11 protein-coding genes and 1 pseudogene are annotated in these 12,173 nt (G+C 65.2%); 5 read left to right on the forward strand and 7 right to left on the reverse strand.

Annotated elements, in window-relative coordinates:
- Position 1: 1 nt before the first annotated feature.
- Genes carB through recJ form a run of 4 tightly spaced genes read left to right on the forward strand, consistent with a single transcriptional unit; the run spans position 2 to position 6,369 of the window.
- Entirely contained in the window at positions 2-3,244 is a 3,243-nt protein-coding gene (gene carB, locus ISN38_RS00355) for a carbamoyl-phosphate synthase large subunit (protein ID WP_058359162.1), read from the forward strand.
- 8 nt (positions 3,245-3,252) lie between these two features.
- Positions 3,253-3,717: a transcription elongation factor GreA gene (greA, locus tag ISN38_RS00360; RefSeq protein ID WP_170874001.1), complete on the forward strand. Its 465-nt coding sequence runs from the start codon at positions 3,253-3,255 to the stop codon at positions 3,715-3,717.
- A gap of 4 nt (positions 3,718-3,721) precedes the next feature.
- Positions 3,722-4,642: a hypothetical protein gene (locus ISN38_RS00365; protein WP_003472164.1), complete on the forward strand. Its 921-nt coding sequence runs from the start codon at positions 3,722-3,724 to the stop codon at positions 4,640-4,642.
- Positions 4,639-6,369, forward strand: a complete 1,731-nt coding sequence (gene recJ, locus ISN38_RS00370) for a single-stranded-DNA-specific exonuclease RecJ (protein ID WP_058359163.1) — start codon at positions 4,639-4,641, stop codon at positions 6,367-6,369. Before ISN38_RS00365 ends, recJ begins: the two co-directional genes overlap by 4 nt.
- 106 nt (positions 6,370-6,475) lie before the next feature.
- On the opposite strand, the pseudogene xopAV reads toward recJ, so the two are convergent.
- A pseudogene (xopAV, locus tag ISN38_RS00375) lies at positions 6,476-6,922 on the reverse strand (type III secretion system effector XopAV); the annotation flags it as partial.
- A gap of 212 nt (positions 6,923-7,134) precedes the next feature.
- Here xopAV and ISN38_RS00380 point away from each other — a divergent pair.
- The gene (locus ISN38_RS00380) at positions 7,135-7,488 is read left to right on the forward strand and encodes a DUF3653 domain-containing protein (protein WP_206711992.1); all 354 of its coding nucleotides are present in this window, start codon (positions 7,135-7,137) and stop codon (positions 7,486-7,488) included.
- A 560-nt stretch (positions 7,489-8,048) separates the two neighbouring features.
- Here ISN38_RS00380 and ISN38_RS00385 read toward each other — a convergent pair.
- The 6 genes from ISN38_RS00385 to ISN38_RS00410 all read right to left on the reverse strand — a co-directional run bounded on the left by ISN38_RS00385 (position 8,049) and on the right by ISN38_RS00410 (position 12,171).
- A complete protein-coding gene (locus ISN38_RS00385; protein ID WP_206711993.1) occupies positions 8,049-8,360 on the reverse strand; it encodes a hypothetical protein in 312 nt (103 codons plus the stop codon).
- 103 nt (positions 8,361-8,463) lie between these two features.
- Positions 8,464-9,594: a zonular occludens toxin domain-containing protein gene (locus ISN38_RS00390; RefSeq protein ID WP_206711994.1), complete on the reverse strand. Its 1,131-nt coding sequence runs from the start codon at positions 9,592-9,594 to the stop codon at positions 8,464-8,466.
- A 1-nt stretch (position 9,595) separates the two neighbouring features.
- Positions 9,596-9,889 (reverse strand): DUF2523 family protein, encoded by a 294-nt coding sequence (locus ISN38_RS00395; protein ID WP_206711995.1) that lies wholly within the window; start codon positions 9,887-9,889, stop codon positions 9,596-9,598.
- 1 nt (position 9,890) lies between these two features.
- Positions 9,891-10,673 (reverse strand): hypothetical protein, encoded by a 783-nt coding sequence (locus tag ISN38_RS00400; protein WP_206711996.1) that lies wholly within the window; start codon positions 10,671-10,673, stop codon positions 9,891-9,893.
- A gap of 710 nt (positions 10,674-11,383) precedes the next feature.
- Positions 11,384-11,614 (reverse strand): hypothetical protein, encoded by a 231-nt coding sequence (locus tag ISN38_RS00405; protein WP_206711997.1) that lies wholly within the window; start codon positions 11,612-11,614, stop codon positions 11,384-11,386.
- A gap of 254 nt (positions 11,615-11,868) precedes the next feature.
- Positions 11,869-12,171, reverse strand: a complete 303-nt coding sequence (locus ISN38_RS00410; RefSeq protein ID WP_206711998.1) for a single-stranded DNA-binding protein — start codon at positions 12,169-12,171, stop codon at positions 11,869-11,871.
- Positions 12,172-12,173 lie beyond the last annotated feature (2 nt).

The following is a 12,173-nucleotide window of genomic DNA, read 5'->3' on the forward strand; positions in this document are numbered from 1 at the left end:
CATGCCCAAGCGCACCGACCTAAAAACCATTCTCATCATCGGCGCCGGCCCGATCGTCATCGGCCAGGCCTGCGAGTTCGACTATTCCGGCGCGCAGGCGTGCAAGGCGCTGCGCGACGAGGGCTACCGGGTGGTGCTGGTCAACAGCAACCCGGCCACGATCATGACCGACCCGAACATGGCCGATGCCGTGTACATCGAGCCGATCAACTGGCAGACGGTCGAGAAGATCATCGCCAAGGAAAAGCCCGATGCGCTGCTGCCGACCATGGGCGGGCAGACCGCGCTGAACTGCGCGCTGGACCTGGCCGACCACGGCGTGCTGGAAAAGTACGGCGTGGAACTGATCGGCGCCAAGCGCGAAGCGATCATGATGGCCGAGGACCGCGAGCTGTTCCGCGTGGCGATGGGCGAGATCGGCCTGGAATGCCCGAAGGCGGCGGTGGCGCACACCCTCGAGGAAGCGCTGGAGATCCAGACCCGGGTCGGCTATCCGACCATCATCCGCCCCAGCTTCACCCTCGGTGGCAGCGGCGGCGGCATCGCCTACAACCGCGAGGAGCTGATCGAGATCGTCGGCCGCGGCCTGGAACTGTCGCCGACCAGCGAAGTGCTGGTCGAGGAGTCGGTGCTGGGCTGGAAGGAATTCGAGATGGAGGTGGTCCGCGACACCGCGGACAACTGCATCATCGTCTGCTCGATCGAGAACCTGGACCCGATGGGCGTGCACACCGGCGATTCGATCACCGTGGCCCCGGCGCAGACCCTGACCGACAAGGAATACCAGCGCCTGCGCGATGCCTCGATTGCGGTGCTGCGCAAGATCGGCGTGGACACCGGCGGCTCCAACGTGCAGTTCGGCATCAACGCGCAGACCGGCCGCGTCGTCGTCATCGAGATGAACCCGCGCGTGTCGCGGTCCTCGGCGCTGGCGTCCAAGGCCACCGGCTTCCCGATCGCCAAGGTCGCGGCCAAGCTGGCGGTCGGCTACACGCTGGACGAACTGAAGAACGAGATCACCGGCGGCCTGACCCCGGCCTCGTTCGAGCCGTCGATCGACTACGTGGTCACCAAGATCCCGCGCTTCGCGTTCGAGAAGTTCCCGCAGGCCGATGCGCGCCTGACCACGCAGATGAAATCGGTGGGCGAGGTGATGGCGATGGGCCGCACCTTCTCCGAATCGCTGCAGAAGGCGCTGCGCGGCCTGGAAACCGGCAAGATCGGGCTCGACCCGACCGCGCTGGACCTGGGCAGCGAGGACGACATGGCCGCGCTCAAGCGCGAGCTGAAGGCGCCCGGTCCGGAGCGGCTGTTCTACGTCGCCGACGCGTTCCGCGCCGGCATGAGCGTGGAGCAGGTGCATGCGCTGTCGTTCATCGATCCATGGTTCCTGGACCAGATCGAAGACCTGATCGCGCAGGAGCAGCAGCTGGCCGCCGACGGCCTGGGTTCGCTGGACGCCGCGCGCCTGCGCACGCTCAAGCGCGCCGGGTTCTCCGATGCGCGCATGGCCGAGCTGTGCGGCACCAACGAGGCGGCGGTGCGCGCGCTGCGCCGCGCGCACAAGGTGCGCCCGGTGTACAAGCGGGTGGACTCGTGCGCGGCCGAATTCGCTACCGACACCGCCTACCTGTATTCGACCTACGAGGACGAATGCGAGTCCAGGCCGAGCAATCGCGACAAGATCATGATCCTCGGCGGCGGCCCCAACCGCATCGGCCAGGGCATCGAGTTCGACTACTGCTGCGTGCACGCGGCGCTGGCGCTGCGCGAGGATGGCTATGAAACCATCATGGTCAACTGCAACCCGGAGACCGTGTCCACCGACTACGACACCTCCGACCGCCTGTACTTCGAGCCGCTGACCCTGGAAGACGTGCTGGAGATCGTCGAGCTGGAGCAGCCCAAGGGCGTGATCGTGCAGTACGGCGGGCAGACCCCGCTGAAGCTGGCGCGCGCGCTGGAAGCCAACGGCGTGCCGGTGATCGGCACCAGCCCGGACTCGATCGACCTGGCCGAGGACCGCGAGCGCTTCCAGCAGCTGGTCGACACGCTGGGCCTGAAGCAGCCGCCGAACCGCATCGCCCGCAACGCCGAGGAAGCGCTGGTGCTGGCGCGCGAGATCGGCTATCCGCTGGTGGTGCGCCCGAGCTACGTGCTCGGCGGCCGCGCGATGGAGATCGTCTACGGCGAATCGGACCTGGCGCGCTACGTGCGCGACGCGGTCAAGGTCTCCAACGACTCGCCGGTGCTGCTGGATCGCTTCCTCGACAACGCGGTGGAAGTGGACGTGGACATCATCGCCGACAAGGACGGCCAGGTGCTGATCGGCGGGGTGATGGAGCACATCGAGGAAGCCGGCGTGCATTCGGGCGATTCCTCGTGCTCGCTGCCGCCGTACTCGCTGTCGGCCAAGACCCAGGCCGAACTGCGCCGCCAGGTGGTGATGCTGGCCAAGGGCCTGAACGTGGTCGGGCTGATGAACACCCAGTTCGCGGTGCAGGTGGACGAGGCCGGCGACGACATCGTGTTCCTGCTGGAAGTGAACCCGCGCGCCTCGCGCACCGTGCCGTTCGTGTCCAAGGCCACCGGCATGGCGCTGGCCAAGATCGCCGCGCGCTGCATGGCCGGCAAGACCCTGGCCGAGCAGGGCGCGCTGAAGGAGATCGTGCCCGACTACTACTCGGTGAAGGAAGCGATCTTCCCGTTCGCCAAGTTCCAGGGCGTGGACCCGATCCTCGGCCCGGAGATGCGCTCCACCGGCGAGGTGATGGGCGTGGGCCGCAGCTTCGGCGCCGCGTTCGCGCGCGCGCAGGAAGCCGGCGGGATCAAGGCGCCGCCGCTGGGCAAGGCGTTCCTGTCGGTGCGCGACCCGGACAAGCAGCGCGTGCTGCCGGTGGCGCAGGCGCTGGTCGAGCGTGGCTACACCCTGGTGGCCACCAGCGGCACCTGCGCGTGGCTGCGCCAGCACGGCCTGCAATGCGACCAGATCAACAAGGTGGCCGAGGGCCGCCCACATATCGTCGATCTGATCAAGAACGGCGAAATCGTGTATATCGTCAACACCACCGAGGGCCGTGCGGCGATCTCCGATTCGTTCTCGATCCGGCGCGAAGCCCTGCAGCATCGGGTGACCTATTCGACCACCGTTGCCGGCGCGCGCGCGCTGGTGCATTCATTGGAATTCCGCGGCACCGGTCCGGTCTGGGCGCTGCAGGAACTGCATAAGGAGCTGGAAGCGTGAGAGCCCCGATCACCCTGCAAGGCGCGCAGCGTCTGCGCGAGGAACTGGACCAGTTGAAGTCGGTCAAGCGGCCGCAGGTCATCGCGGCGATCGCCGAGGCGCGCGCGCACGGCGACCTGAAGGAAAACGCCGAGTACCACGCCGCGCGCGAGCAGCAGAGCTTCATCGAAGGCCGCATCAAGCAGCTGGAGAGCGAGCTGTCGCACGCCGAGATCATCGACGTCAGCAAGCTGGCGGTCGGCAGTAAGGTGGTGTTCGGCGCGACCGTGACCCTGGCCGACGTAGAAAACGACGAAGAGAAGCGCTACCAGCTGGTCGGCGATCTGGAAGCGGACATCAAGCTGGGGCTGATCGCGATCTCCTCGCCGCTGGCGCGCGCGCTGATCGGCAAGCTGGAAGGCGACAGCGTCAGCATCGACGCCCCGGCCGGGCGCCGCGAGTACGAGATCGTCAGCGTCGAATACGTCGGCTGACGCCGTGGCGGTCGCCACCTTGTTGTTGCCGGAGCGCGCGCGCCTGGCCGGTCCGGCGCTGACCGGCGAGGTGGCGCGGGCGTTCGGCCGCGCCGAGCGCGAGCGCCTGGAGCCTGGCGCCGAAGCGCAGTTGCGCCGCCATTTCACCCTGCCGCCCGGGCAATGGCCGGTGGCGGCGTTGACCCGGCAGCTGGATGCCGACGACGCCGGCGACGGCGTGTGGCTGCGCGCCGATCCGGCCTACGTGGTGCCGGACATGCAGGGCGCGCGGCTGATGGCGCATGGCGACATGCTCGCGATCGACGCCATCGACCTGGCCGCGCTGCTGCCGTCGCTGCAGGAGCTGTTCGCCGAGTCCGGCCTGCTGCTCGACGCGCCGCAGCCGACCCGCTGGTATCTGCGCCTGGCATCGGACAGCGTGCTGCCCGAGTTCGCCGCACCGGCGCAGGTGCTCGGCGCCGATCTGTTCGACCATCTGCCGCAGGGCGAGGGCGGGCGGCGCTGGCGGGCGCTGCTGACCGAAGCGCAGGTGCTGCTGCACCAGCATCCGTGGAACCGCGAGCGCAGCGCGCGCGGGCAGCCGGCGATCAACTCGCTGTGGTTCTGGGGCGGCGGCGCGTTGCCGGCCACGGTGAGCAGCGCGCATGCGCAGGTGCGCAGCCGCGAGCCGCTGCTGCGCGCGCTGAGCCAGGCCGCCGGCATCGACGCCGCGCAAACGCCGCGCGTCGATGCGCTGGTCGATCTGCGCCAGCTGCGCGCGCCCGAGCAGTTCGTCGGCGAGGTGATGCAGCCGCTGCTGGAAGCGCTGCGCCTGGGCGAACTGCAGCAACTGCTGCTGGATTTCGAGGACGGCACGCGTTTCCGGATCGAGCGCGAGCAGCGGTGGCGCTTCTGGCGGCGGCCGCTGTCGCGCCTGGACGCATGAGCCCGCCGCTGCGCATCACCCGGCGGCCGGCCGCCGAGGGCGGGCCGTGGACGGACAGCGTGCTGCCGCTGCTGCGCCGCATCTACACCGCGCGCGGCGCCCACGACGCCAGCCTGGCACAACCGAAACTGGCGCAGCTGCTGCCGCCGGATGCGCTGAGCGGCATCGACGCGGCGGTCGCCTTGTTGGCTTCGGCGATCGCCGCCGGCAAACGCATCCTGGTGGTCGGCGATTTCGATTGCGACGGCGCCACCGCCTGCGCGGTCGCGGTGCGCGGGCTGCGCCTGCTCGGTGCCGCGCAGGTGCTGCACGCGGTGCCGAACCGCATGGTGCACGGCTACGGCCTGTCGCCGGCGCTGGTCGCCGAACTGGCGCCGCTGCAGCCGGACCTGCTGGTCACCGTCGATCACGGCATCGCCTGCCATGCCGGCGTCGCCGCGGCCAAGGCGCTGGGTTGGCAGGTGCTGGTCACCGATCACCATCTGCCGGGCAGCGTGTTGCCGCCGGCCGACGCGATCGTCGATCCGAATCTGGCCGGCGACGCGTTTCCCAGCAAAATGCTGGCCGGCGTCGGGGTGATCTTCTACGTGCTGCTGGCGTTGCGCCGGCACCTGCGCGAGCGCGGCGCGTTCGCTACCCAGGCGCCGGATCTGAGCGTGCTGCTGGATCTGGTTGCGGTCGGCACCGTCGCCGACTTGGTGCCGCTGGACACCAACAACCGCGCACTGGTCTCTGCAGGACTGCGCCGCCTGCAGCGCGGCGACGGCTGCATCGGCCTGCGCGCCTTGATCGAAGCCAGCGGCCGCGATCCGGCGCGGCTCAGCGCCAGCGACATCGGTTTCGCGCTGGCGCCGCGGCTCAACGCCGCCGGCCGCCTCGAGGACATGGCGCTGGGCATCGAGCTGCTGCTGTGCGAAGACCCGCAGCAGGCGCGCGCGATCGCCGCCACGCTGGAACAGATCAACGGCGAGCGCCGCGCGGTGCAGCAGCAGATGACCGACGAAGCCGAGGCCACCGTGGCGCAGGCGCTGCTGGCCGCGCCGGACGCGCCGCCGGTGGCGGTGTGCCTGTTCGATGCCGACTGGCATCCGGGCGTGATCGGCCTGGTCGCCTCGAAGATGAAGGACCGCCTGCACCGCCCGGTGATCGCCTTCGCCCCGGCCGAGCCGGGCAGCGACCAGTTGCGCGGTTCGGCGCGCTCGATTCCCGGCTTCCATATCCGCGATGCGATGGCCGCGGTGGATGCACGCCGGCCGGGGTTGATGGACAAGTTCGGCGGCCATGCGATGGCCGCGGGACTGAGCCTGCCGCACGCCGCATTGGCCGAGTTCGAACAGCTGTTCCGCGCGCATGCGCTGGCCAGCCTGGACGCGGCGCTGCTGCAGGCCGAACTGCTCAGCGACGGCGCGCTGGATCCGCACGAACTGGACCATCGCCATGCCGAGGCGCTGCGCCTGGCCGGGCCATGGGGGCAGGGCTTCCCCGAGCCGTTGTTCGACGGCGAGTTCGAGGTGCTGCAGTGGCGCCTGTTGAAGGAACGCCACCTCAAGCTGAGCCTGCGCTGCGCCGGCCGTGGCGAGCCGTTGAACGCGATCCATTTCAACGGTTGGCGCGGCGACGAACCCGGCCGCCGCGTGCACATCGCCTACCGCCTGGTCGCCGACGACTATCGCGGCGGCGACGCGGTGCAGCTGGTGGTGGAGCACTGGCGGAGCCTGTCGGGCTGATCCATCGCGCTTAGCCCCTCTCTCGACGGGAGAGGGGGGGGGGAGGGTACGGCGCGAAAGCGGCTCAAAGAGTTGGGTGCGCGAGGCCGCTCTATGGCACGCGCGCTCAGCCTGCCGACGACGTAGACGCCTCTTGCGCTGCGCGATCTCTCGCTGCCAGCAGCAGCCGGTTGACAAGCTTGTGCGCATCGTCGCCAACATTGCTGGCCGCGTTCCAGAGTTCCTGAGGCAAGCGCGAACGTTCCGCGGTGATGACATTCAGCAGATCCTTGGCCAGGGCCGTCTGCTCGCCCACGCTCAGGTGAGCGCCAGGACCATCGTCCTCGGACATGGTCACCATATCGACCGCCGCATCCAGGCAAGCTTCGGTTGTCCCCAATTCCCTTGCCCGCTCGGCTTTTTGCACACGGCCTTGCCCGCGGTTTTGCGCCTGCACCTGTATGTACAAGGAGGCGAGAGACTCGATTGTTTTCAAGCCACAGCATGCCGCTGCCGCACCCATCGCTATACGGATGGGCGAACCAACGATCTGTGACCCGGATGGAGTTGATGCTTGTTTGGTCGTGGCAACGACTTGCCGCAGCGTGCCAACACGCGGCAGAAGCCAGGACGTGTCCTTGCCTCACCCAATCGGCTCCGATTTTTACATAATATACATTATGCGAAATACACACTACAGGCAGCACGAGTGCGAGCGCGCTGGATTTGGATGTGGATCAAGTCTTGCTTGCCCAGGCGTTCCCCTAGCGAAACGGAACTCGCAGCATGAGCGACAGCTACAACATCGACCGGCGGCCACCATGTTGGGCTGCGGGCGAACCCTGCCCGAACCAGTGCGCCCAGGCGCACGCGAGGCACATCATCGACAACCACGTGGAACTGCATGGCCAGTGGGCTGGCTGGCGACTGGCCGGCCGGGATCTGGTAGCACCGTCAGGCGAACGGATCGCCGAACGCAGACTGCGCGGCCTACTATGGCGCGCGGATGCTACGGACTTACGTGACGCAGCACGAAATCGGAACCATGCCAGGAAAGCGCGTCAGCAGTCGATGGTGAAAGTCGTTGTCGTGGATCTAGCCAGCTGGCGGGAACGTCACTTCGGATCGATAGCAGGATAAAGCGTCTACGCAGGGGCATGCCCCTGCACCCCTACAATGGGCGGAATCGTAACCAGGGGGCCATATGGAAAGGCAACGACCAGAGTACCTACCGGCACAGCGCAGCGAGCGCGTAGGCATCGTGTGGACGGTGCTGATAGGCGCCGCACTAGCTGCGGCAATGGCTGGCGGCGCGATGATATACATTGAGACCGCAGCGGCATGGCAACGGAACCAAGCTGAGCGAACAAAAGCGACGGAAGCTCAACGAGCGGCCGGGAATGCAGCGATGCAGGAAGGGAGCGCGGCAAGGAAATTTGAGCAGATTGAAGAAATACGCTGGCGGCGTGAGGCGGCAGACCGAATCGAGAAACAACGTCAGGCGGAACAAGTAGCCAGGACGCGCGGCGAGCTTAGGTGCATCAACGGCACAATGTTTAGACGCATCCCCAACGGTTGGGAAAACCTACCGGGAAGCTCTTGCAACTGATGCACTGCCCTAGACTCCGTAGGGGCGCTGCCCCTACACCCCGCCCCCTTGCGACTGCGCCCCCATTCGGGTGGGGGCTGTCGCTATTTCGTTACGCGGAACGGATTGGGTCGCGCGGATAGCGCTCGGCAAGCTCAGCGGCGTAGATCGCAATCAGCTTGGCGCGGGACTTCTCGGACGGCACGGACATGGCCCGCTGGATCATCTCGACCAAGATTGCATCGGATGCATCGCGCCAGCCACCACGCTTGCGCTCGAGCTTGGAGCGCAGTTCCTTGCGGCGCTGGCGGAACTCGCGTGCACGGTCGGCGCCGGACTTGGCGGCGATGCCATCGGCAGGCGGACGGCCACGGCGGCCGAGACCTTGGATTTCCTGGGTGCCTGGATCCTTGTCGTCGCGCATCGGAGTGCCCTGCTGTGTGTCGATGGGTAAATAATATCGTTACGCGTAACGAATGTCAACAGGGAAATTCTGAACTCAGTTAATTTCGTTACGAGTAACAGAATTAGGCACCATCGCCATGAAGAGGCACCTGCTTGGACTCGGGGAACGTCCCCATCGCGCGCTCGGCCTTGTCGATGAGAACACCAGGGACCGCCTGTGCGTGCGCCTGGGCGGCATCGTGAGGCTGGTCCTGGGGGACGTAGGGTGTGGGCGGCGTGGATGGCGGCTTGTAGGGGTTGTAGGGCGCACCGTTGAGGGCGACGGTGCGGCACTCGGGCTGCGAAAGATCGTACTTGGTCCCCTGCTCCGTCACGCACGTGCAGCTCGGGGCGCGCGTGTCGTTGCGGGACGGCAGGCTGGACATGCAGAACAGCTGGGGCTGCACCGTGGGCGCGTTGGCGTCGTAGATCGGCGCGGTCCACGGCATCGTGCCGAAACGGGGTCTGTGGGCCTCGGCGTACTCAAAGGGCGTGGCTGGGCGGGTGGGCGCCACGCCCCCGCCCTGCGCTGGCGCTCCAGGCAGTGCCGCGGCGCCTGCCGTTGCAGAAGTGCGTTGAACCTCGAAATTCTCTATCTTCTCGGTGTAACGGTGCTTGAGATAGAGCAGGCAAAGGAACACGAAGATCACGCCGACAAGCACCCAGCGCATCCACATGGGAAGCGTGCGCTTGGTGGTGATCAGCGTGGTGCTGGTGTAGTACTCGAACACGTATTTCGGACGCACCCAATCGACGACATCGCCGCAGGGGCCGCCGACGTTGCCTTGGTACGCGGTCCAGCGCTTGAGCTTGGTCTTCGACTTCATGATGGAGGTCTGGCGCACGTGCACGTGCTCTTCGTACAGGCCGCGCAAGAACGGATCGAGTTGCAAGCCCTGCTGCGCGATCAGGATGAAGTCGAACCCGCGGTGCCGATGACGTGCCATGGCTTCGACGTGCGGCGGCACCTTGGAGCCTGGATTGCGGTTCGGGAAAACGGTGTAGCACTCGTCGAGGATGATCACCGAGCCGTCGGGGAGTTCCTCCCACTTCGTAGAGTCTTCAAGGAACGTCCACCCTGCCCGCTGATAGTCGAAATCCTTGATGCCATGCGCATAGATCGAGCGGCCCTGCTTCTGGAACTGGAACGCCTTGTCGATCGCGTAAGCGGTCTTGCCGTGGCCGGGCTGGCCGGTGACGAGGTACATGCCCATGTCAATTGCTCCCCTTGAGCTTGGACAGAACGGCGCGCTGCGTAATGGCAGCGGCGTATGCGGAAAGGATGATGGTGACGGCGGGGCCGACACCGCTGGCGTCCCAATAGGCAACGCCGACAGAGCCGAGGCCTGGCAACTGAGCGGCGATGTAGGACTTAAGCGCAGGCATCGCAATCTCGTTGGCAACGAAGCCGATGCCGAAGGCGAGCAAGATGCGACCAACGATGCCAGGGAGGTACTGACGCAGCGCCTGCATCAGCATGGCGACAAGCGCGCCGATAATCATGGGCATGTCAGGCTCCTGCGCCGCGGGAAAGGATGAACGCTGCGACGCACGACGCAACGAGGATCAAGCCAGCTTTGAGCTTCGCCATGTAGTCGCACCAGATCGCAGGCGGTGAGCCGAAAGTGGAGCTAATCGCCTGAGAAACGGCGCCAGAATTGGCGGTGCCGAAACCGATGCAGGCGCCACCGCCGAACCCGGATTTATCGAGGTCGTCGGTCGAAATCTTGTTGACGGTAAGCACCTTGGTATCGCTTGCATTGGAACCAGCGCCAGGGTCCTGGCTCATGCCACCGACCTTCGTCCACTCAGGTTGGCCGGACTCGGGATTGGTGTTGCCCTTGGTGAGCAAGTTCTCTGTGGCGCAGGCGGTGCGCCACTGCATCAACAGCTGGGAATACTCCATGGCATCGCATTTGTCGCCAGTGCAGACCGGAGCGGAGCCGCAAGCACCACCAGCGATGTTGACATTTCGCCTCGTATTGCAATCAATCCTCCACTGGATTCTGGCCTGACCGCACATGACGGGATCGCCGCTGCAAGACGGTGGCGCGGCGCAGCTGTCACCGCCAGAAAATGACTTCTTGTCGTCGTCACCATCGTCGTCGGAGTCTTCGTCGTCGGGATTGCCGTCGCCGTCCTTGTCAGGTTTGCAGGTGCCGTCTTTGCCTTGAGCTTGACCAGTGCCGCAAACGTCAGGCTTCTTGACGCAACTGCCGTCCGGACCTTTTACCTGACCAGCAGGACACTCATCATCCTTGGGCTTGCAGGTGGAGTCCTGCTGTTGCGTCATGCCTTCGGGACAAGGTTCAGGAGCGCATTTGCCAAGGGAATTAATTGTCTGACCCTGCGGGCATTCCTCTTTCTTAGGCTCGCAAACATTAAGTATTGGGTTCCAAAATTGCTTATCAGTACACTGAGATGGAAAATCCGTGGTGTTGCATGTGCCGCCGCCAGAATAAATGCCAGTACTAGTGCCATCGACATTTTTATACCAATATTCGACGCAGCCGGCAGAGCAAGAAGTGGAGCCAGACTTGGGGCTAAAAGTAGATACTTCTGATTTGCGGGACTTGCATGTATTCTGCTTTGAATAATAGAAACCCTTATTGCGAGTAGCGCCGCGACAACCAACGCTTGCACACACAGATGCGCCGTAGGAGCAATAGGAATCGGATGTGCCACAGATAGGGCCTGAAATGAGCTGATCGACCTTGTATGTCGGATCAGCTGCCTGCTGGGACTTAATCCAAGACGACGCAGCACTGTACGCCGAACCCTGATCGCAACCACCGGTTGTGGAGTCGCAGGACTGTGCCATAACGGGAGCGGCAAAAAAAAATAACAACAGTGCAATCAGCTGTCGAGTGCGAGCCATACCGCCCCCAGGATCGCGATCATGACGAAGTAACCGGCGTAGGCCATATATCCCCCATTTCGTTATGCGTTACAAAAAGCAAGGGCGGGATACCCCCGCCCTGCCCTAACGCGTGTGGTGAACGGTCACTTCGCCAGACGACGGCCCAGGCCGATCATCGCGACGACGGCACAGGCGCCCAGAATGACGGCGCCACCGGCCAGCAAATCGGACTTGTCGATGCCGGCAGTGAGAGCGTCGGCAACGGTGGTGCTGGCAGCAAACGCGGAACCGGACATGATCGCGGCAGCGCCGGCAACAACGCCGGTGACGATCTTGGCCGGGGCGAACTTGGTGATGCGGGACTTGCTTTTCATGGTGATGGTCTCTCTGTTGGTTGGGTGGGTTAAGCGAGTGAGATACGACGACCCTGCCGAATCATGAAACCGATGGCCCAGGCGCCGACGATGATTGCCGACACCGCAAGACCCTCGCCCGCGTCCAACGGCGGGGGGAAACTGGAACTGGACGCAGGACCGTAGAACGGGTGAGCGCACTGCCCTGTTGAGGCATCGAAATCCGATACCTTGCAGTGCAGGAGAAGCACGGTTTCACCGTCCACGGGAACTCCTTACGGCGCCTTGTTAGCCAGAGACGGCGGCCCCTTCGGGGTCAGCGCGGTGAACTTGCTGAGCGACAACACGCCCTTGTTGACTTGAGCCATGGAACCGATGTCCAGATCGTAATCGCCAGCCGCGTAGGGCTTCTGACCGTCCTCGAGGCGGACATCGAACGGGTAGGCGAAACCACCGACCTCAAGCTTGGCTTTCTGCTTGCGGGTGGTGTAGCTACGCTCTTTGCCGCTGTCGTCCTCGAACGTGCCGCCGCGCTCGATCACCGCACCATCCAACACCGTTACCTTGATTGCGCTCATTG

This window comes from Xanthomonas translucens pv. undulosa, assembly GCF_017301775.1.
Taxonomy (GTDB): Bacteria; Pseudomonadota; Gammaproteobacteria; order Xanthomonadales; family Xanthomonadaceae; genus Xanthomonas_A; species Xanthomonas_A translucens.

Excerpts from the sequence above, each read along its gene's own strand:
- carB (WP_058359162.1), top strand. The coding sequence starts at position 2 with ATGCCCAAGCGCACCGACCTAAAAACCATTCTCATCATCGGCGCCGGC.
- recJ (WP_058359163.1), top strand. The coding sequence starts at position 4,639 with ATGAGCCCGCCGCTGCGCATCACCCGGCGGCCGGCCGCCGAGGGCGGG.
- ISN38_RS00380 (WP_206711992.1), top strand. The coding sequence starts at position 7,135 with ATGAGCGACAGCTACAACATCGACCGGCGGCCACCATGTTGGGCTGCG.
- ISN38_RS00385 (WP_206711993.1), bottom strand. The coding sequence starts at position 8,360 with ATGCGCGACGACAAGGATCCAGGCACCCAGGAAATCCAAGGTCTCGGC.
- ISN38_RS00390 (WP_206711994.1), bottom strand. The coding sequence starts at position 9,594 with ATGGGCATGTACCTCGTCACCGGCCAGCCCGGCCACGGCAAGACCGCT.
- ISN38_RS00395 (WP_206711995.1), bottom strand. The coding sequence starts at position 9,889 with ATGCCCATGATTATCGGCGCGCTTGTCGCCATGCTGATGCAGGCGCTG.
- ISN38_RS00400 (WP_206711996.1), bottom strand. The coding sequence starts at position 10,673 with ATGACGCAACAGCAGGACTCCACCTGCAAGCCCAAGGATGATGAGTGT.
- ISN38_RS00405 (WP_206711997.1), bottom strand. The coding sequence starts at position 11,614 with ATGAAAAGCAAGTCCCGCATCACCAAGTTCGCCCCGGCCAAGATCGTC.
- ISN38_RS00410 (WP_206711998.1), bottom strand. The coding sequence starts at position 12,171 with ATGAGCGCAATCAAGGTAACGGTGTTGGATGGTGCGGTGATCGAGCGC.